The sequence below is a fragment of the Prosthecobacter sp. genome, from assembly GCF_046154365.1.
In the GTDB taxonomy this organism is placed as follows: Bacteria; Verrucomicrobiota; Verrucomicrobiia; order Verrucomicrobiales; family Verrucomicrobiaceae; genus Prosthecobacter.
In genome coordinates this window covers 17,088-36,939 of sequence record NZ_JBJXFV010000083.1, presented here as the reverse complement: position 1 = coordinate 36,939, position 19,852 = coordinate 17,088, and the positions used below count along the sequence as shown (strand labels likewise).

Genomic DNA, 19,852 nt, shown 5'->3' with positions numbered 1-19,852 from the left:
TTGAATTTCGCCGGCGACGGAAGCAAAGAAATCAAAGCCTGCGAGGCTGTGAGCAATGACGATGCACGCGGCCTGCTGATTGAATTCTTCTGCGATGCACGCCCGAACAACTGGCAAAAGCTGGTGCTGATGGTGGCACTGATGCGCTGGAAAATTCAGCGTGGAGACATGCGCCCCATCGGTGGCGACATCATCACGAACGCGGCCAAGTTCCATTTCCCTGAGTGCGAGGGGAACAATGATTTCCGTCTGCTGTATCCTCGCGCCCTTGCCATCGTCTGCCCTGAGTTGGTGAAATTGGAATTGCTGCGGATGGAAGATGATTCCAAAGCCAACGTGCTTTTTGACTGTGGCTGGCAGGCTCCTGATTCGGTGGACTGGCAGGCAATCAAGGCATGGGAACCGGGGGAGCAACGGGCATGAGCGCGGGCGCTTCCATTGCAGAGATCATGCAGGACAAAGACGCGCTGGCGTCTGCCTGTCTGGAGATGGCGGAACATCTGGAGACAGCGGCGGGGCGCTTTGATGACCCTGCCCTCCAAGAGCACGGAACGGGCTTTCTGCGCTTGCTGCCGCTGATGTGCGTCTTTCCCTCACCAGCATGGATGAAGGCGTTTGCAGCCATCCTGCGGAGGAAAGCGCGGCGTCTGGATGCGCTGCCTGGCTCCGAAGAAGAACTGGTGCGGGTGATGGGTGGAAATGCGGCCGATTTTGCAGCCTTTGACCGTATGCTTTTCGGGGAGGATGTCGGGCATGATTGATCTGGCCTTGCGGCAGCGCATCGCGGAGAGCCTGCTTGGCAGTGCGCTGGATGCGGACGGTTACGCGTCGTGTCCCGGCAAGGCGAAGCACTCGAATCGAGATGGCCGTCGTGATTTCAAAGTCTGGCTGGATGGCGCACCGTCTGGCAAGTGCGTGCATGATTCCTGCGCTGCGGAGGTGGACGCCTTCAATGCTGATTTGCGGCGGCGCATTGGCGCGGCGGAGAGCGGGGGGAACGGCTGTCCGCATCCTTCACCTTTGGGAGCCGTGGCACCGCTGCCAGTGCCGCCACGCGGGCCAAAGCGTCCGCCGTATGATCCGGCGGCATTGCAGCGCGTGGCGTCTCTGTGCGGGCGGGCGGTGTCGTGTGACTGGCTGGCGGAGCGTTCGCCCGTTCCCGTGCCGCCTGCGCATGAGCAGGGCATTGCCACGGCGGGGATCTTCATGGATGCGCTGTATGATGCCGGTGAACGTGTGCTGGTGTTCACCTCGCAGCTATCGCAGGGGGATTTTGTTTGGCATGCCGGGGCTGGTGGCTTGCGTCTGGCGCGTGAACGCGGCGTTGAGCCGGTGGCATCTGCCTTGCCGGAAGGAGCGGCGGAGGGCGTTTGGTTCCTCACGAATCCCGTGTGTGGAGAGTGGCGCATCAATGCACACGTTCACGCGGCGGGCGGCTTGCCACGATGGGGCAGGCGGCATGGCGAGTGCGTGACGAGCTGGCGCTACCTGCTGCTTGAATCAGACTCCGCGCCTGATGCGCTGTGGCTTCGCGCCTTGCTCGTGTTGCCGCTGCCCATCGCGGCCATCTACACAAGCGGCGGGCGTTCGCTGCATGCGCTCGTGAGGCTGGATGCAGGCGGTAAACTGGAATGGGATGCGCGGCGTGATGAACTGCTGCCGCTGCTGTGCTCACTGGGAGCTGATGGCGCGGCCATGAGCGCCGTTCGCCTCTCCCGCCTTCCCGGCTGTCTGCGACACGGCAAACGCGCCAAGGATGGCAGTCTGCAACGCTACGAGCGGCCTGCGCTGCAACGCCTCATCTACCTGAACCCGCGCCCGCCGATTGACGCGGCCATACTCGATTTCATCAAGTGAACGCACCTCCCAAAAAGACCGCCAAGAAAAAGCCGGAACTGCCACCATCGGACAGGATGCGCGTGATTCATGAAGTGGCTGGCGTGCCTGCCAGTGATGACCGCACCGCGCCGAAAGTGGACATCACCTTGCCGCTGTCAGAGCTGGCGCGGCACATTGGCGGCCTGCTGCATGACAAGCCGCTGTTCCTGATGAACGGGAGGCTGGTGCTGGTGGATGAAGATAAGGGCGAGATCGAAGAAATGGACGCGGTGACGTTTCGCTCATGGCTGGAAGAATACGCCGTTGTCGGAAAACCGAATGATGGCGAGTTCAAGGCCATGAGCATGAGCCGGGACACGGCGCAAGGCATCCTCGCCAATCGTGTCTTTCACAAGCAACTGCGGAAGCTGAACGGGGTAAACAAGGTGCGTCTGCCAGTGTGGGCGAATGATGAGCAAACCAAGGTGGAACTGCTGCCGCCTGGCTATCACGAGCGGAGCGGCATCTTGACCGTTGATCTGCTGCCTTACGATACCGGCATGGATGGCGGCGCGGCGCGTTCGTGGCTCCTGCAAATGCACGATGAATGCGCATGGGCGGAAGAAGGCGAGCTGAGTTTGAAGCGGAGCTTTTGCGCGCATCTGGCCTGCATGCTGACTGGCTACTGTCTGGAGATGTTCCCGCCTGAGATGGAGCGCATGGGCTTCTTTTACACCGGCAATCAGCGCGGCATTGGCAAGAGCACGCTGGCGCAATGTGCGCTCGCTCCCGTATTCGGGATGGTGGACGGCAAAGGCTACAAGCGAAACGAGGAAGCCTTTGAGAAGGTGCTGGACACCGCCGCGCATGAGGGCGGGCGCTACTTGTTCCTTGATAACGTGGATGGGAAACTTTTTTCCGGTCATCTGGCGCGGTTCATCACGCTGCCACGTTACAGCTATCGAGTGCTTGGCGGGAACAAGAGCGGCAGCGCGGAGAACCGGCGCGTTGTGGTGATGACCGGCAATGGAGCGCGGGCCATCGGTGACTTGGAAAGCCGCCTGCTGTGCGTTGATCTTTACCTTTCGATGGAAGCTCTTGGCCGCAAATACAAGCGGCCCATGACGTTGAAGAAGCTGAACGCGCCCGAGTCACGCAAGCAGTTCCTCGCGGCCCTGTGGGCGCTCGTGAGCTGGTGGAGTGAGCTGAACGAGTGCGCCCGCCTGCCTGCCACGCAAACGCGCTGCCCTGAGTGGGAGGCGATCATCGGCGGCATCCTGCTATGCAGCCACTTTGGCAATCCCTTCGCCAAGCCGCTGATGGGGATGGACGATCAAGGCGAGGCATGGCGTTCGTTCTTTGTGAAGCTGGCGGCAGACGTGGAATCAGGCCAGACGCAAATCTTTGAAGTGGGCGAGTGTATCGACGTGGCGAGGGATAACGATTTGCTGGATGACATGCTGCCAGAGGCGAAGGACGCAAACCGCGCCTTTGGGCATTATGTGAAGCGGAAGCATCTTCGCGGCTGGCAATTCATGGATGAGCAGAACCGCCGCTGTGAGTTCAAAAAGGCAGCGGATAGCAATCGCGGCTCCCGCTACGCTGTGACGGTGTTTGCAATCGAGGGTTGAGCTGTGCGCCTGCGGTGGCGGCTCCCCGCGCCCCTGATGAATAAAGGATGGCGCATCACTGCGGGCAGGCACGCCACGGCTGGCAGGCTACCCCACCCCTCCCCCCACTAAGGAATCTTTTACCCTCTGGCCTGTGCCCATGCGGGTATAACGTCCCCCACCTTTTTTTCACGAGACCCCTAAAAAAAGGTTTTGCCCCTTCACGTCCCCACTTTTGCCCCTTTGTGACACTGTGGGGGACGTTCTTTCCCTTTGTGAAATCGAAGCCGGGGGAAACGTCCCTTTGTGACACTCGCTTGCACCGCTGGCTTTGCCACCTTCGCCACGCATTGCCACTCTGGAAGCCTTGTATTTGCTTGGTTTGTGGCAAAGTGGTGATGAGGATGGTTATCTGAGAACTATTGAAGGGGAACCCATCACGGCAGGCCGTAACAGCATCGTAGGCGGGGAATCACGGGGGTAATTTGCCACTTTGCCACGATCCTTGGTTTTACGGGGCTTCCAGCGTGGCAATGTCGTTTCGGGCGTGGCATTCCGTCCCGTTCTGCCCATCGGCCTGCGGTGGCTGGAAAACCCGCCCTGCGGTGTAAAAGTGTCCAAGAAGTGTCCAAGCACACTTTTTTGCATGCGACTGAAAAAATGCATAAAGCATTGGTAATCAATGAGTGCTCCCGGTGGGATTCGAACCCGCAACCAAGGGATTATGAGTCCCCTGCTCTAACCGTTGAGCTACAGGAGCGTGCGCACGGAGTGCGCGGAGTATGCACGACGCTGGAATCGCGGCAACTGGTGATGTTGCCACTTCACGCGCCCCGCTCCGCTTCGAGGTCGAAGAGGAAGTCGAAGTCCTCCTTCTGCAGGAGCTGGGTGAAGCCGCCTTCGCCGAGGACGTTGCTGACCATGAGGTTTTTCTTGTGCTGCAGGGTCATGATCTTTTCCTCGATGGTGCTCTTGGTGAGCATGCGGTAGGCCATGACGGGCTGCGTCTGGCCGATGCGGTGGGCACGGTCGATGGCCTGGTTCTCGACGGCGGGGTTCCACCACGGATCGTAGAGGATGACATACGACGCGGCGGTGAGGTTGAGACCACTGCCGCCGGCTTTGAGCGAGAGCAGGAAGACGCTGGCTTTGTCGTCCTCTTGAAAGGCTTTGACGATGCCGGCACGATCCACACTGGCACCGGTGAGCCAGTGGTAGGGCAGCTTCATCTCATCAAGCTTCGTGCGGATGATTTTGAGCATCGAGACGAACTGGCTGAAGAGCAGCACCTTGTGGCCTTCGTCGTGCAGTTCCTGGAGCAACTCCAGCGTGGCGGTGAGTTTGGCGCTTTCTTCGTTCTCGGCGGTTTTGTCGATCAACGCGGGATGGCAGCAGATCTGCCGCAGACGCGTCAAGGCCTGCAAAATGGCAAAGCGGCGGCGGTTCACATTGTCGAAGCCGGAACTGCTGAGCACGAGGTGCTGCGCGCGTGCGAGTTCCTCTTTGTACAGCTCGGCCTGGCGGCCGCTCATCTCGCAGAGCATGTTTTCCTCGCTGCGTGACGGCAAATCGCGGGCGACCTGGCCCTTGGTGCGGCGCAGCAGGAAGGGACGCAGACGTGCGGCGAGGCGTTCGGAGGCACGCGGGTCTTTGCGGCGATCGAAATGGCGGTGGAAGTAGGCGCGCTCACCCAGCGCTCCGGGGGTGACGAAAGTCATGAGGCTCCACAAGTCGAGCAGGCGATTTTCGAGCGGAGTGCCGGTCAGCACGAGGCGGTTGTCGGCACGCAGCAGACGCGCGGCCTTCGCGGCTTTGGAGTCAGGATTTTTGATCTGCTGGCCTTCATCAAGAATCGCCGCGAGCCAGCGGATGGCCCCGAGTTCCTCAATGGCGTTGCGCATCTGCGCGTAGTTGACCACCAGTACGTCGATCTGCGTTTGGACCAGGTTGAAATCAAACATGTCGCGGTCATGCAGCACAAGCACGCGTAGTGCGGGCGAACCTTTTTTGAACTCCATTGCCCAGACATCGAGCACGGACTTCGGACACACGACGAGCACGGGCAGGTGCGGGCTGTCGGCTTTTTTGCGCGATCGCAGCCACAGCACCCAGGCGATGCTTTGCAGCGTTTTGCCGAGGCCCATGTCATCGGCCAGGATGCCGCCGAAGCGGTTCGAGGTGAGGTAGGTCAGGAAGTGATAACCTTCGATCTGATACGGCCGCAGCGTGACCGCAAGTTCCGCAGGCACCGGTGGGCGGGCATCGAGCTTCGCTTCCTCCATGCGCTCGACGATCTTGCCCCAGGCCTTCGGATTGACGATCTCAGCGGCATTTTCCTGCGCGAGCTGACGCCAGTGCAGGCGGTGCGTCTCGTTGCTGTTTTCATCGAGCTCAATGCCGAGGCGGTCGAGCAGTTGAATTTGCTCCTCGCTCAGCTCGATCTTCACGCGACGCCATGAACCATCGGCCAGCCGCACAAATTCGCCCTTCGCAGCGATGAGGCGGCGGATGTCGGCGGGTTTCAAATCTTCACCCTCAATGTCGAAGACGAGCCGCAGGTCCAGCCAGTCGATGCTGCCGGCCTGCGTGGCCTCCAGCCGCACGCGGGCGATGAGCGGATCGGCGAGGATGGTCTGCAACGCCGCATCCGCATTCAAGGTGACGTTGTCCGGCAGTTGCGAGGCCCAGTGGTGAAACACATCGGGAAAATCACGCGCCATGCGCATGCGCCAGCCGTCGTTTTCATGATCCCAGGTGCGGCGGAGCTGGTTCATCAGCGCCTCGGCATCGCGCAGAGCACGGCGGTCACGGCAGATGATGGCGTCTGCGGCTTCCTCCGGTTTTTCATCGTCCACGGGCTGCCAGCCGGAGAAGCGCAGCGTTTCGCGCACGCGGCCTTCGCCATCGACGGCCTCGGCCTTGAGCACGGTGAACTCCGCGCCGCTGGCGTGCGGCACTCTGGCCATGCAGGCGGCGGTGATTTTGACGCGCAGGTTTTCATGCCGCACGCGGCCCTGGATCGAGTCCGGCACCGGTACGTCGATCTCGCGCATGAAAGCGATGCCCTCCGGCGTGGCGAGCGCCTCCAGCGGCATGGTGATGCTGGCGTCGATGCGTGATTCATCATGCAGCCAGGCGGGGCCGTAAAACAGCGTGTCCGCGCTCAGATAAAACGTCTGCACACCACGCAGAATGCGCAGCGGTAGCGGGGCAGGGGAGCCGTCCGCGGTTTCGAGCTGCAAACTCAGCGTCAGCCCGTCTTCGCTCAAGCGTGCAGCCCAGCGCAGCGCTGCGGCGACGTGTTGGAACGGCGCTTCGTCCAACGTGACGAGGCGGTCATGCAGCGCCGGCTGTTGAAACACCGTGGCCAGCCATTGGGCGTGATGTTTCGACTCCAGCCGGAAGGAATCGTTCCAATCCTCCCCGCTTTGCCCGAAACAGGAGACCAGCAGCAGTTCTGCAGGCCCTGATGTCACGATCAGTCCTTCGCGGTACTCTTTGCGCAGCGCGATGAGCAGCGTGGAGTCCACATTGGAGAAAGGCGATGGCGTTTCGCCACCGAGGCGCATCTGCAATCGCGCATCATTCACCGTGACGAGCAGACGGAAGTCACACTCACGCCGTGGCTGAATTTGTGAAGTCTCGGTATCCTGCCGTGCGTCGATGAATTCGCGGATGCGCTTGCGCCACGTCGGCACCGTGCTGGCGTGCCGCCATTCGCGCAGCGCTTCGCGTGTGCCAGCGATGTCGGCCATGCCGCGCAGGAAAGCCGGTGGCGCGAGACCTTTGTCCGCCAGCGCGAGCGAGACGTAGTTCCAGAACTCCGTCAGATTTTTCGGCGCTTCCGGCCATAGCGGGACGGGCTCCATGCTCTGAATCGCCCACTTCGGATGCAGACGGACCATGTCCTGGTCAAAAATTTTGCCCGTGAGCCGCACGCGCTCGTAGCGCTTCTCCATCTTGCTCAGATAATTCTCCTCATCCGGCGTGAGCGGTCGGCCAAGCTTGGTGGTGAGGTTGTGCTCGAAGTCTTCTTCCTCCACCGGCGGTTTCGGCAGTGTGCCACGCGCGTCGCGGCGTTGCACCGCCACCAGGCTGGCGCAGAGGGCAAGATTTTCCAACGCCTCATCGCCATCGACATCGCTCTCGCCATGCCAGCCGTGATCACCCCGCAGCCAGCGCACCTGCGCGGCACATTGGTCGAGACGCACCTCCGCCATCATTTCATCTTCCAGCACATCGATGCCGATCACCGCGTCATCATCCACGAGTCGCTCGGCCTCCTGGCGCATGCGTTCATCAAACTGCAAAAGCAGGGCGGGAATGGAGTCGGTCAGGGAAGGCATGCGTGGCGGTCAGGCCCGCAGCGGTCGGCGGCAGGCGAACCGGAGTGCTAGCATGCATGAGGGGCTTTGGGAAACGCTGAGTGTGAAATTTCCCGTTTAAATTCTGCCGGTGACAATAGGCCGGGTTTGGTTACACTCGCACCATGATTGCCGCTGCTTCATCACGCCGACCACGCTCTGTGCCGCTGTTGCCGTTGGAGAATGGTGACATGCTCACGCTGACCGAGTTTCTCCTCCGCTATGAGGACATGACCGGGGTCAAGAAAGCCCAACTCATCGAAGGAGTCGTCCACATGCCCTCACCTGTCCGCATCGCCCACGCCGAGCCTGATGGCGTCATCCAAGGCTGGTTGTTCACCTATGCCGCCGAGCATGAGCTGAAAATCTTCCCCAATGCCACGCTGCTGCTTGATCCAGAAAACGCTTTCCAGCCAGATGCCATCCTCTGCACTGCGCCACAACCAGGTGGCCGCGTTTGGCTCAATAAAAAAGGCTATCTCTGCGGTTCACCTGAGCTGGTGGTAGAAATCGCCGCCAGCACGGCCTCGATCGACCTGCGTGACAAGCTACGTGTCTATCGCCGCTTGGAAGTGGCGGAGTACTTGGTGTGGCGCACCGCAGATCAGGAGATCGACTGGTTTGTGCTGGAAGATGGCCAGTATGTGAAAATGAAGCCTGATCGTCACGGCAAGCTGCGCAGCCGGGTTTTCCCAGGACTCGTCCTGGACTTGGCCGCTGCGCTGGCTTGTGACAAGGCGCGAGTGCTGGCCTCGCTGCGGCGCTAAAGGAGATGCTCGTCTCCGTTCTCACCCCTGAAGGAATCCTCACGCACGAAGGCGTGGCGGACACGGTGCATGAGAAAAAACTGGCCGCCGCAGGCACTGAGGCCGGATTGCTCACGTTGCTGGCCACCCAGCTTCTCACTGTCGAACTGGAACCGTCCTGGCGCTGGCTGCGTGACTGGGCGCAGCAGTTTTTCACGCGGCTGTGCCAGACGAAAGACGCGCTGACGACGACGGTGCCGTCACAGGCAGAGCGCGAAGCCTTCATTTCGACCACACCACCATTTGCGGGCGCGGAATACCTCACGGCGGAAGTTCTGGAGCGCTGGTGGCTCGATCTGGCGAATCACATCGCTCAAACAGCCACGCAGGGCGTTGAAGCATGGTTGCGTGAGGAGTGCCCCGCGTGGCATGTGGTCGGGCGCGTGACGTTTCATCTCGCGGAAAACAAGACGGACACGCAGCGGCCCTTCGCGTTCCTGGCGACGTTCACCGAGAAACTCAGCGCCAATGGCCAACCGCAGCATCTGCCGCTGGCGCGTGCCTTGCAGCTCTACGCCGGGCAGAAGGACCAAACGGCGTTGAATGCGCTGCTGGAGCCGGTGCGCATGGCGGCGGAGAAATCGAAGCTCATTCGTGAGTGGCTGGAGACGAAGCGCTTGTTTCAACCGCTGGCGATGTCATCCCAGGAGGCCTTTCGTGTGCTACGTGAGACAGCGGTGTTTCAGGAGAGCGGCATCGTCATGAAGCTGCCCGACTGGTGGCGCAGCGGCAAAGGTCCGCGGCCTGCCGTGTCGGTGACGATTGATGCGCCGAAGAAGACCTCCTTGCATGCCGGAGCGCTGCTCCAGTTCAAGATCGAGCACAGCCTCGATGGCGAGCCGTTGACCGAGGCCGAGTGGCAAAAACTGCTCAGTGCCGACACCGGCCTCGTTTCGCTGCGCGGCAAATGGGTCGAGGTCGATGGCGCACAACTTCAGCAGGTGATGGCGCATTGGAAAAAAGTGCAAAGCGCCACGGGTGAGGGCGGCCTCGGTTTTCTCGACGGCATGCGGCTCCTCGCCGGCTTCGATCCGCGCCAACTGGCCGCTGCCGATGACAGCACCGAGATGGTGCATGATTGGAGTGACATCGTGGCCGGAAAAAACCTCGCGCAACTGCTCGACCAGATGCGCGATCCGGCTGAGACGGCTCCGCCGCCCAATCTGCGCGCCACGTTGCGTCCGTATCAGCTCAAAGGCTACGCCTGGCTGCAATTTATGACACGGCTCGGTCTCGGTGCCTGTCTGGCTGATGACATGGGCCTCGGCAAAACCATCCAGGTCATCGCGTTGCTGTTGGAGCAACGAAACTCGCGACAGCGTCCTGGAGTGCGCCGGTCCTCCGGCGCTTTCGAAAGTCCCCAGGACTCCGCAAAGCTCCAGAGGACTGGAGCACTCCAAGACGCTGTCGCGCCTGCCTTGCTCGTGGTGCCAGCGTCGCTGGTAGGAAACTGGAAGGCCGAGGTCGCGAAGTTCGCACCCGACTTGAAGCTGTTCATCGCGCATCCTTCCGTCACCTCACGCGAAGGACTCGATTTGGCCGTCAAACACACCGCCGCAGCTCTGCGCGGCTGTGATGCGATGCTCACGACGTATCAATTCCTCCAGCGCACCGAAGCCTGGCAAACGCACCCGTGGAGTGTCGTCATCCTCGATGAAGCGCAGGCCATCAAGAACCCCGGCAGCGCCAGCACGAAGGCCGTGAAGCGGCTGCAAGCCACGACACGCATCGCGTTGACCGGCACGCCCGTCGAAAACCGTCCTGGTGATCTCTGGAGCCTCTTCGACTTCCTCAATCCCGGCCTGCTCGGCGGTTCCGGTGCCTTTGCCGATGCGGTGAAGCGCTGCGCCAAGTCCAGCGAAGGCTTCGCCCCACTGCGCCGATTGGTAAAGCCCTACATCCTGCGCCGGATGAAGACGGACAAGAGCATCATCACCGATCTGCCCGACAAGATTGAAACCAAGGCCTTCTGTGGCCTCACCAAGCGCCAGGCGACGATTTATGCCAAACTTGTCGATCAACTCGCGAAGATGCTCAAGGACGAGGACATGGAGCCGATCAAACGCCAGGGCCTCGTGCTCGGCTTCCTGATGAAGTTCAAACAGATCTGCAATCACCCAAGTCACTGGAACGGCGACGGCGCATGGAATCCCGAAGACAGCGGCAAATTCACCCGTCTCGCCGAGATTTGCAGCGAACTCGCTGAGCGCCGTGAGCGCGCGCTCATCTTCACACAGTTTCAGGAAACCTGCGATCCGCTCGCCCGCTTCCTCGCCACCGTGTTCGGTCGCGCAGGTCTCATCCTGCACGGCGGCACTTCGGTGAAGAAGCGTCCCGAACTCGTCGAGTCCTTCCAACAGCCCGGCGGCCCGCCCTTCATGGTCATCAGCGTCAAAGCCGGCGGCACCGGCCTCAATCTCACCGCCGCCAGCCACGTCATCCACTTCGACCGCTGGTGGAATCCCGCCGTCGAAAACCAGGCGACCGACCGCGCCTTCCGCATCGGGCAAAAGAAGAACGTCTTCGTCCACAAATTCGTCTGCCAAGGCACGATTGAGGAGCGCATTGATGCGCTGATCGAGGAGAAGATGGGATTGGCCCAGGATTTGATCGGTGATGGCGCAGGAGCGGAGAAACTGCTCACCGCGATGAGCAGCGATGAGTTGCTCAGCTTTGTCGCGCTGGATGTGAACTCCGTGGCGGAGTAAAGTAGCCGTCTCGCTCCGCGAGACGAGCTGAGAGCTGCCGCAAAGACGCCACGCCACCCAAGTTCGAGAGTTTTCCATGTCAGCGAGAGCGCATGGCTCATCTCGCGGAGCGAGATGGCTGCTTTCGTGTGCGCCGCTTGCCATCTTTTGCTTTTTTCTGACGTGGAAACGTGTAAACACACCGCCATGTGGTGGTCCTATGAAGATGTGCGCGAGCAAAAAGCCCGGCTGCAACGCGAGATCGCGAAGCGGAAGAAGCGTGGCGAGAAATTTGAAGTGCTGCCAGCACCGGCGGGGCAGAAAAAACTCTGCGCGACGTTTTGGGGCCAGTCTTGGTGCAAGAATCTCGAATCGTATCAGCAGTATGAGTCCCGCCTGCCGCGCGGTCGCAGTTATTTGCGCCAAGGGAAAGTGTACAATCTTAAAATTGCGGCGGGCAAGCTCAGCGCCGTGGTGGCAGGCTCAGAGCTGTATGACACGAGCATTCACATCCAGCCGCTGCCGAAGAAGCAGTGGCAGGAGATCGTGAAATCAGGCGCGGGACAGGTCGGGTCGATGCTGGATTTACTCGCGGGCAAACTCGGCGACGGTTTGATGCGCGTGCTGACCGACCCGCAGGACGGCTTGTTCCCGAAGCCGAAGGAGATCCGCTTTGACTGCTCGTGTCCCGATCATGCGGACATGTGCAAGCATGTGTCCGCCGTGCTCTATGGCGTGGGTGTGCTGCTCGACACGCAGCCCGAACTGCTCTTCACGCTGCGTGGCGTGGATCAGGCGGAACTGCTGTCGAATGCGAGCAGTGCCGCGATTACAGACCTCTCCGCGAACGCGGGTGATCTGGCTGGCGCGGATCTCTCGGCAATCTTTGGCATCGATTTGAGTGCGGAGACGATTCCGCCGGTCATTGAGGAATCCAAGCCTGTGAAAAAAAAGGCCGCGAAACCGAAGACGGCGAAGAAAGTGGCCAAGAAAACGAAGAAGCCGTGATGGCTCGCATCACGGCTGCGCCACCCACAACCTCGCGAGTCCTGTGGGTTGGAATTTTTCGGCGGGAGCAGTCAGTTCGAGTGTGACTTGAGTCTGGCGGCCATTTTTGCCAAGCAGGGTGACTTTACCGGAGATGGGATCGGTGGTGGGCTTGCGATCGCCTCCGGTGGGAGCGACGCGGATGCTGATTCCCTTCTTGAGTTGCTTCACCTGCGCCTCGCCTTCGTTGAACAGCGTGAGCACGAGTTTCGTGCCGCCAGATTCGTTGATGTAACCAGCAGCGCCTTGTTCGAGAATGCGGGCGTCGTGAATGGCTTTTTGCTCGGTCTGGAATTTGAGCAGGCTGTCGTCATCAAGGAAGACCTCCCAGGCTATGCGGGTTTTACCTTGGCCGATGCCGTGGGTCTTGGTGCGGAGTTTGTCGCTAACCTTGATGTCGGTGAACTTGGCGGGCTGGCCGGCCTTCCAATAGCGGGTCTCCTTGTCAGTCTCGATGACCACCCCCTTCTCGCGCACGAAGGTCATGTCGCCGTTGGCCCAGGTGGTGGTGAGTTTGCCGGTGGCGGCGTCGATTTGATCCACATGGAAGTATTCCTTGTGGCCGTTCATCATGTTCATCTCGTCCTGGATGTAAGTGAGCCACACCCACTCGCCCTTCTCGTTTTCATGCAGGCGGAAGATGGCGCGCTCACCGATGCGGAAGTCCTGCAAATCACCGTTCGTGGCGTGATGCAGCAGTTCGGCGTAGGGCGTGACGGTGAAGCTGACGACTTCATCGTTGCTCTCGCGGCGGAACTTCCCCGTACGGGTGACGAGATCGACGCTGATCAACTCGCCCCATGGGCGCTGCATTTTGTCGAAGGGTATGATGACCTTGCCGGGCGTGATCTTGAGCGCGGGCTTGGTGGGAGGCGTGTCGGCGGCGAAACCAACGATGGTGAAGGCGAGGAGGGTGGCGAAAAGCAATTTCATGGTGAGGGGGGGTTATTCTTTCCCGAAGAACTCTTCTTCCTTGGGCAGTGCGTTCACTTTCCAAGTGGGCGGGTAAAAACGCACGATGCGTTTCGGGCGGTAGCCTTCGAGCATCAGGTCCATCTTGAGTTTGATCTGCACGCCGCTGCTGCCGGGTTCGATGGGGATTTTCTTCACCTCAAGGATGCCGCCGGTTTTGCGGTCGTTCACGGGGTCGTAGGCCATAAGGGTGTCGCGGGCGACGGCAAGACCGCCGCGAGGATCATTGGTCGGTGGTGGCTCTTTCGGCGGCGGGGCGTTGGGGTCCACGCGAGTGAGTTCGTCGAAGAGCTTGGGATCGACGTTGCCAAAGAAGGTGACGGTGACGAGTTGCGGCTCGTCCTCGACGGCAGTGACCCAGCCGGGCAGGCCGCGCTCGCGGGTGTGGATGCGGTGGCGTTCGAGTTGATGCGCTGTGGCGCGGGCGCGGGCCGGTGCGTCGAGCCAGAGTTCGGTGATGCGGCCGGGGCCGTAGAGCGTGACCCAGGTGAGGTTGAAGAGAACGCTCTGGCCGGGTTGCAGGGCTTTGAGATCGGCGAAGCCGTTGCCTTTGAAGACGCGGGTGCTGGCGAGAAGATCGAAGATCTTCGGTTGGCCGCCTGGCAGTGAGGCGGTGAGTTTCATCGTGGCGAGGTCCACGCTGTCGATTTTCCAAAGCTGCTTCTGCCGCGCGTGATGCGTGAAGTCGTCCTCGATGCGGAAGCAGCGGCGGAAGTCGAACTCGGGGGTCTTGCGCCTGTAGAAGGTGTCGGGAGGCGGGGTTTTGTCGTTCGGATCGGCCATATAAAACAAACCGTGCAGATGCGTGCCCAGCGGGATGTCTTGCAACGCCGCCGGTGCGCCGTGATACCAGATGGAGCCATACGGCAGCAACCCCGCATCCAGCGGCAAGTCCCACACGCCGCGATCCTGGCTGTCATTGCGATCCACCCGAATCTGAAAGCGGCGCTCCATGTGATCGACACGAATGAGTTCGCCTGAGACGGCGTGCGCGGAGCCTTCCGGCGGGAACTGGCCTTCGACGAGCTGATACCATCCGGGTTTGTCGTCGAGCTTCTTGTCCTTGGGGTTCCGCTTCTTCTCGTCCGCCTTTACCGGCCCATCGGCATCGGTGCGGAACTTGGGTTTGTCCTCGGCGTGGAGGAGTGAGGTGAGAAAGCAGAGGACAAGAAGAAAACGCATAGGATTAAACCACAGAGTTCACAGCGGGACACAGAGTTTCACAAGGCACATTGCTCTGTGTTTCTCCGTGTCCTCTGTGGTTGATGTTCAGGCAACGATCTGTGAGATCGTCCGCACGCTGTCCTGGAACGTGTCCGTCTTTACATCGACGCGTTGCAGCATGGTGAGCAGCAGGTTGCTGACGCGGGCGTCGCCATCGACGGGGCGGGAGCAGATCTTGTAGTGTTCCTGGGCGTTGGTGACGTCGTATTTGCCGATCTTGGGCAGGTTGAAATCGACGTGCGTGCCGTGCTTGTAGCCGAGCGCTTTGCCGCCGGCGAGGATGGTGGGGAGGTTGGCGTTGCCGTGACTGTGGCCGTAGGCCATGCCGCTGCCCCAGAGGATTTGCGTGGTGTCGAGCAAGGGCGTGTCGCCTTCCTTGTGCTCCTTGAGCTGGTCGAGGAAGTAGCTGAGCTGGCCGATGAGGAAGGCGTCGGTCTCGGTGAGGCGGCGGAGCTGCTCGGGGTCGCCGTTGTGATGGCTGAGGCCGTGGCGAGTCTGGAGAATGCCGATCTCGGGGATGCCGCTGGCGTTGCCTTCACCACCGATGCCGCAGGTGATGACGCGTGTGGAATCTGTGCGCAGGGCCATGACCATGAGGTCGTAGAAGAGACGGTAATACTCGCCCGCCTCGGCCATGCTGAGTTTGCGCTGAAGACGTGCGGCTTCGGCGGCGGGCACGGCGGGCTTCGGCACGTTGAGCCATTCGTCGGCACGACGCGTGCGCTCTTCCACTTGGCGCACGGCGGTCAAATACTCGTCGAGCTTGTTGCGGTCCTCGCTGCCGAGCTTGTTGTTCACGCGCTTCGCGTCGTCAGCCACGAGATCAAGGATGCTGCCGCGACGACTGAGGCGGCGGCGAATGGTCTCTTTGCTGTCCTTCTCAACGCCGAAGAGCACGTTGAAAATCTGCTGCGTGTTCCGCTCGGCAGGAATTTGGATGCCGTCCTTCGACCACGCGAGCGAGGTGCCTTCGATGGCCATCTCCAACGACGAGAAGCGCGTCGCCGCGCCATGCACTTCGGCGATAAGCTGGTCGGTGGAGACGGTGTTGCGGAAGGCACCGCCATCACCGGGGACGTTCGCACCCGTGAGCCAGACCTTCTCGCAGTTGTGATGCTTGCCGATCACCATCGGGTGATGCAGACCGCTGATCGGCGTGATGTCGGCGCGGTGTTTTTCGAGCGGCATGAGCGGCTTCGTGAACTGGTAATCCGCGCCCGCTTTATCGATCTGCCACGTCAGTGTGTTCACGCCGTTCGGGATGTAGAGGAATACGCTGCGCTTCGGTTTCGACGGCGCGGGCAATGCGGCCATGGCATCAAGCAATGGCAGTGAGATGGAAGCGCCAAGGCCGCGCAGCATCTGGCGGCGGCTCATTTGCCAGCGGTTGAGATTGAGATGGGCCATGGACCTTGAAGTGGTGGAGCGTTATTCCGCCCTGAAAGCCAAGGCAGCGTAGTTCGCCAGACATCACGTTGACCACGGGCCAAGTCTTGCGCGCCCCCCGAGAACTCGTGGGGCGGATTTCATGCGGTTTTCGGCCAGCGACTTTGTCCTGCCATGCATTACTTGAAGATACCGAAGCAGCAGCCTTAGTGCGGTCGCAATGAATCAATATGAGATCATCGAGTTCTACCTCGACCTGGTGAGCAGGGCGCAGGAACGCGGCATTTGTTGCGCTATCACGAACGCAATGGCCTGCGTGGCCTTTGCGGTGGCCGAATCGACCAAAGACTGCGACCTGCTGTGCGATCCAGCGATGGCCGATAAGTTCCTCGCTCTGCTTGCCGAGAGCCGCCTTGGCGATTCGCCATGCCAGTATCGCGGCAACATCAGCCCGCCACTGGACGCCCGCTGGCTGAAAGGCGGATGGACGAGTCATTTCGAGTGGCCTGGCACGGATGGCTATCTGGATGTGTTTGGCATCGCTCCGCGTGCTCGTTCGTCGTGGTTTGACGAAATGATCCCACCGTATGTGCATCCTCACATCGTCGCTGACATGAAGCGCACTGGACGTGATAAAGACTGGCCGTTTCTGACCGCCCTGGGTGTCAAAATGGTCGAAAGCGGTGATCCGCGAGGCTGGCTGCACATTTATGATGAGGATCGGATGGCTGACCTGCTGGCTCGCCATCCAGTGATTCCATTTGAGGCCATCCAGGCACGTCCCTCGCTTCAAATGCTGCTGGATCGCAGCTCCGGCCTTGGAGCAGTTCTCCGACTTGAGCGGGCATTCTGGCAGGAACTCTCCAAGCGGCGTGTTTTGGAATATGAGCACCTGCTTCGGCCTTATCTTGCTGCTGTCAGAAAAGCTTCGGCTGGGAAAAACTTGAGCCTTCAGGAGGATCATCAACTTCGTGTGGCCTGCGCAGAAGCTCATTTGCCACCCATGCCGCTCAATCCGGAGATTTTGGCGGGCATGATCGAGTCGGCCAAGACAGAGGCGCTGTTTGGCATGAACCCGGAGATGGCCTCCTGGCTGCCCAATGTGATTCCAAACTTCACTTTGCTCATTCCCGGGCTACAATCGCCGTCATGAACGCCGCCAGTACCGCCGAAGAAAAGCCCTCCATCTTTGAGGACTATCTCCGCCGCGCCTTCGGCGATGAGATCGCCCGCGTGAGCAAGCTGCCGTTGATGGAACGCTATCGCTATGTCGCGTGGATGATCGACAATGGCCGCAAACACGGCGTGAAGCATTTGCGGGAGCCGCGTGGGGTAACGGAATAGATTCGATTGGCAATCGAATCGGCTTGGGACGTTCGGCTTCGAGTGCCACTCGAAGCTACCTCTTCAAAAACAGCTCCGAGCACACCAACGCCTCGACAAGGTCTCTCAGGCGATAATCCTTCGCCTTGCTCACGGCGGCGATCTTCTTCAGCTCATCGCGATCACTGAAACTCATGCTGCGGCGCAGGCCATACGTCGCGAGCTTTTCGATGAAGGTGTGATTGAAGGCGTCGATGTCATGTGCGAGCAGCTTCTTGAACTCATCGGCATCTTTGTATTCGCGCCCATCAGGCAGTTTGCCTGTGGCAGTCACCTTTGGGTTCGCGCCGACGCCGTCGGTGACTTCCTCGGTGCGCCAGCGGCCGATGGCATCGTAGTTTTCGAAGGCGAGGCCGAGCGGGTCGATCTTCGCGTGGCACGCGGCGCAGCTCGCATCGTGGATGTGGGCTTCGAGCTTCTCGCGGAGCGTGGCTTTCGGAGTGGCGGGATTCGTGGCGATGGGATCGACGTTTGCAGGTGGTGGCGGTGGTGATTTGCCAAAGATGGACTCCATGACCCACACACCGCGATGCACGGGGCGATGGCGCACGCCGTCGGAGGTGAGGGAGAGGATGGCTGCCTGCGTGAGCAGTCCGCCACGATGACTGTCTGCAGGGAGGCTCACGCGGACGAATTCATCAGCGCCGCTGATCGCCGTCGGCAAGCCGTAAAACCACGCGAGCAAAGGATTCATCATGCTCCAGTCGGAGTTCAGGAATTCGCGCAACGTGAGGCCGCTCTTGAGCACTTCGCGGAAGAAGGTCTGCGTTTCGCGGATCATGCTGTTCTCCAGCGCCTTGTCGTAGTCGGGGTAGAGTTTCTTGTCGGGCTGGAACATGCCGACCTTGCGCAGCCGGAGCCACTGTGAGCTGAAGGCATCCGTGAAGCGCTCCGAGCGCTCGTCTTTCAGCATGCGCACGACTTGGCGCGAGAGTTCGGCTTTGTCGTGCAGCTTGCCTTGCTCGGCGAGCGCGAGGAGTTCCGTGTCCGGCATCGTGCTCCAGAGCAGGTAGGACAAGCGCGAGGCGATCTCCCAGTCGTTGAGCGTGTTGCGCTGGGCGTTCTCGTCACCTTCCGCGAGGAAGAGAAAGCTCTTCGAGTTCAAGATCGCCAGCATCCCGGCCTTCACCGCGTCGCGGAACTTTTCCTTCGCCTCGAGTTCGCTCTTCACAATGGTCATATAGCCATCGATCTCCTCGTCTGTGACTGGCCGACGAAACGCCCGCCGTGCCAGTGTGGCGAGACAGTCGCGCACCTGCTGCATGTTGCCCTCTTCGGTTGGCATGTAGTCGTCGCGGAGCTTCTTTTCCTCGTCCGCAATGATCGGTCCCTTCCACGCAATGGAATCCATGATCAGAAACGGATAGCGCGGCTGGCCCTGCTCATCCGTGAGCTTCATTTGCCACGGACTGCGACCGATCTTGGTGCTGATGAACGGCACGTCGCCATGGCGGCCTGAGCGTGGCAGGTTCGAGGGGCCGGGCACATCGTTATACACCTCGATGTTCGGCCTGCCCTTCGGCAAGTGCGTGCGAAAAGTCACGGTGATAGGCTTGTCTTCATCGGCGACGATGTCCTGCTCAAACAGCACGCGGTCCAGTTTCGACTCATACACCTTCAGCCTGGGCGCACGGCCTTTGGGCGGCTTCAAGCCGCTGAGCGTGTAGCTGATTTCATAGACGCCGGCCTCAGGCAGTGGGTCTTTGAGCAAGGAGTAACGGAAAATATCGCCCGGCCACATCTCGTAGCGCACCTTGTCCAGCAAGCCGAGTTCACGCAGCCGTTCGCGATGCCGCTCGCTCACTTGCTCCTCATAAAGCACAGGCTTCGAGCCACCAAAGGGCGGCGCGGGTTTTGCGTTCTTCGCGGGTGGATCAGGATAGGCCTCGTTCAAGACCGTCTCCGCCGCCGCGAGATATTTTTCGATGTTCGAGGGCGACAGCGTCAGCACCGAGCCGATGCGCTCAAATCCATGCCACTCCGGGTCTTCCAGCAATGCGCCGGGGTCCTTGGCATCGTATTCCACGCCGATGAGGTCGCGCATGGTGTTCACATATTCGTCACGCGTCAGCCGGTTGAAGGTCACCTTCGCCCGCGACGCCATGCGTGCCGATTCGCCCTCCCTCATCTTCGAGGCGATCCACTCCACCACTCGCGCACTTGCCTCCGCCGACGGCTTCACCTTCTCCTTCTTCGGCGGCATCTCGCCCGAGTTGATGCGCTCCATGATCTCCAGCCACTGCGGATTGTTCTCAAAGCCCACCTTGGGCGAGAGCGTGTCGAGGCGGAAGTCGCCCTTCTGCACATCGGCGTCATGGCACTTCAGGCAGTGCTGCTCAAAGTAGGTGCTCACTTGCGGGTCGAGCGCGGCATGGGAGGCGGACGTCCACAGGGACAAGGCGGAAAATGGCAGCAAAAAGCGACGGGCGGGCATGGATGGGTCAATCACATACGCACTGGACGGAGGTGGCTATCAGCCGTCCGCCCCGTGTTTTCGGGGGGCCGAAATAAAACTCACAAATTCCCCGCGCAGGAAAAAGCGGGTCGTCTATTCT

Annotated in this window: 15 protein-coding genes and 1 tRNA gene; 9 read left to right on the top strand and 7 right to left on the bottom strand. The window is 60.6% G+C overall.

Annotated elements, in window-relative coordinates; all coding sequences use genetic code 11:
- From ACKVY0_RS10960 to ACKVY0_RS10945, 4 genes are read left to right on the top strand one after another with little or no spacing between them, the layout of a single operon-like run.
- Complete coding sequence (locus ACKVY0_RS10960) at nt 1–423, top strand: hypothetical protein (RefSeq protein ID WP_409214858.1); 423 nt, start codon at nt 1–3, stop codon at nt 421–423.
- On the top strand, nt 420–761 hold the full coding sequence (locus tag ACKVY0_RS10955) for a hypothetical protein (RefSeq protein WP_409214857.1): 342 nt from the start codon (nt 420–422) through the stop codon (nt 759–761). The genes ACKVY0_RS10960 and ACKVY0_RS10955 overlap by 4 nt, the downstream gene beginning before the upstream one ends.
- Entirely contained in the window at nt 754–1,857 is a 1,104-nt protein-coding gene (locus ACKVY0_RS10950) for a hypothetical protein (protein ID WP_409214856.1), read from the top strand. Before ACKVY0_RS10955 ends, ACKVY0_RS10950 begins: the two co-directional genes overlap by 8 nt.
- Complete coding sequence (locus ACKVY0_RS10945) at nt 1,854–3,449, top strand: hypothetical protein (RefSeq protein ID WP_409214855.1); 1,596 nt, start codon at nt 1,854–1,856, stop codon at nt 3,447–3,449. Before ACKVY0_RS10950 ends, ACKVY0_RS10945 begins: the two co-directional genes overlap by 4 nt.
- 666 nt (nt 3,450–4,115) lie before the next feature.
- Here ACKVY0_RS10945 and ACKVY0_RS10940 read toward each other — a convergent pair.
- A tRNA-Ile gene (locus ACKVY0_RS10940) sits at nt 4,116–4,188 on the bottom strand.
- A 64-nt stretch (nt 4,189–4,252) separates the two neighbouring features.
- Complete coding sequence (locus tag ACKVY0_RS10935; RefSeq protein ID WP_409214854.1) at nt 4,253–7,774, bottom strand: DEAD/DEAH box helicase; 3,522 nt, start codon at nt 7,772–7,774, stop codon at nt 4,253–4,255.
- Nucleotides 7,775–7,917: 143 nt separating this feature from the next.
- On the opposite strand from ACKVY0_RS10935, the gene ACKVY0_RS10930 reads away from it, so the two are divergent.
- The 3 genes from ACKVY0_RS10930 (at nt 7,918) to ACKVY0_RS10920 (ending at nt 12,293) form a co-directional block, all read left to right on the top strand.
- Nucleotides 7,918–8,559 (top strand): Uma2 family endonuclease, encoded by a 642-nt coding sequence (locus ACKVY0_RS10930; RefSeq protein ID WP_409214853.1) that lies wholly within the window; start codon nt 7,918–7,920, stop codon nt 8,557–8,559.
- 5 nt (nt 8,560–8,564) lie between these two features.
- Nucleotides 8,565–11,306: a DEAD/DEAH box helicase gene (locus tag ACKVY0_RS10925; RefSeq protein ID WP_409214852.1), complete on the top strand. Its 2,742-nt coding sequence runs from the start codon at nt 8,565–8,567 to the stop codon at nt 11,304–11,306.
- Between the two features lie 186 nt (nt 11,307–11,492).
- Nucleotides 11,493–12,293, top strand: coding sequence for an SWIM zinc finger family protein (locus ACKVY0_RS10920; protein WP_409214851.1), 801 nt, complete (start codon nt 11,493–11,495; stop codon nt 12,291–12,293).
- Nucleotides 12,294–12,302: 9 nt separating this feature from the next.
- Here ACKVY0_RS10920 and ACKVY0_RS10915 read toward each other — a convergent pair whose 3' ends face one another.
- The 4 genes from ACKVY0_RS10915 to ACKVY0_RS10900 all read right to left on the bottom strand — a co-directional run bounded on the left by ACKVY0_RS10915 (nt 12,303) and on the right by ACKVY0_RS10900 (nt 16,410).
- Nucleotides 12,303–13,265: a hypothetical protein gene (locus ACKVY0_RS10915; protein WP_409214850.1), complete on the bottom strand. Its 963-nt coding sequence runs from the start codon at nt 13,263–13,265 to the stop codon at nt 12,303–12,305.
- Nucleotides 13,266–13,277: 12 nt separating this feature from the next.
- Nucleotides 13,278–14,486, bottom strand: coding sequence for a hypothetical protein (locus ACKVY0_RS10910; protein WP_409214849.1), 1,209 nt, complete (start codon nt 14,484–14,486; stop codon nt 13,278–13,280).
- 87 nt (nt 14,487–14,573) lie between these two features.
- The gene (locus ACKVY0_RS10905) at nt 14,574–15,905 is read right to left on the bottom strand and encodes a DUF1552 domain-containing protein (RefSeq protein ID WP_409214848.1); all 1,332 of its coding nucleotides are present in this window, start codon (nt 15,903–15,905) and stop codon (nt 14,574–14,576) included.
- Entirely contained in the window at nt 15,847–16,410 is a 564-nt protein-coding gene (locus ACKVY0_RS10900; RefSeq protein ID WP_409214847.1) for a hypothetical protein, read from the bottom strand. Before ACKVY0_RS10900 ends, ACKVY0_RS10905 begins: the two co-directional genes overlap by 59 nt.
- Before the next feature lie 117 nt (nt 16,411–16,527).
- Between ACKVY0_RS10900 and ACKVY0_RS10895 the strand changes: the two genes are divergently transcribed.
- Both ACKVY0_RS10895 and ACKVY0_RS10890 read left to right on the top strand, forming a co-directional pair.
- The gene (locus ACKVY0_RS10895) at nt 16,528–17,067 is read left to right on the top strand and encodes a hypothetical protein (protein ID WP_409214846.1); all 540 of its coding nucleotides are present in this window, start codon (nt 16,528–16,530) and stop codon (nt 17,065–17,067) included.
- On the top strand, nt 17,064–17,258 hold the full coding sequence (locus tag ACKVY0_RS10890) for a hypothetical protein (protein ID WP_409214845.1): 195 nt from the start codon (nt 17,064–17,066) through the stop codon (nt 17,256–17,258). The genes ACKVY0_RS10895 and ACKVY0_RS10890 overlap by 4 nt, the downstream gene beginning before the upstream one ends.
- 55 nt (nt 17,259–17,313) lie before the next feature.
- Here the strand turns inward: ACKVY0_RS10890 and ACKVY0_RS10885 are convergent, their stop codons facing one another.
- Nucleotides 17,314–19,731, bottom strand: coding sequence for a DUF1592 domain-containing protein (locus tag ACKVY0_RS10885; protein ID WP_409214844.1), 2,418 nt, complete (start codon nt 19,729–19,731; stop codon nt 17,314–17,316).
- Nucleotides 19,732–19,852: the final 121 nt, after the last annotated feature.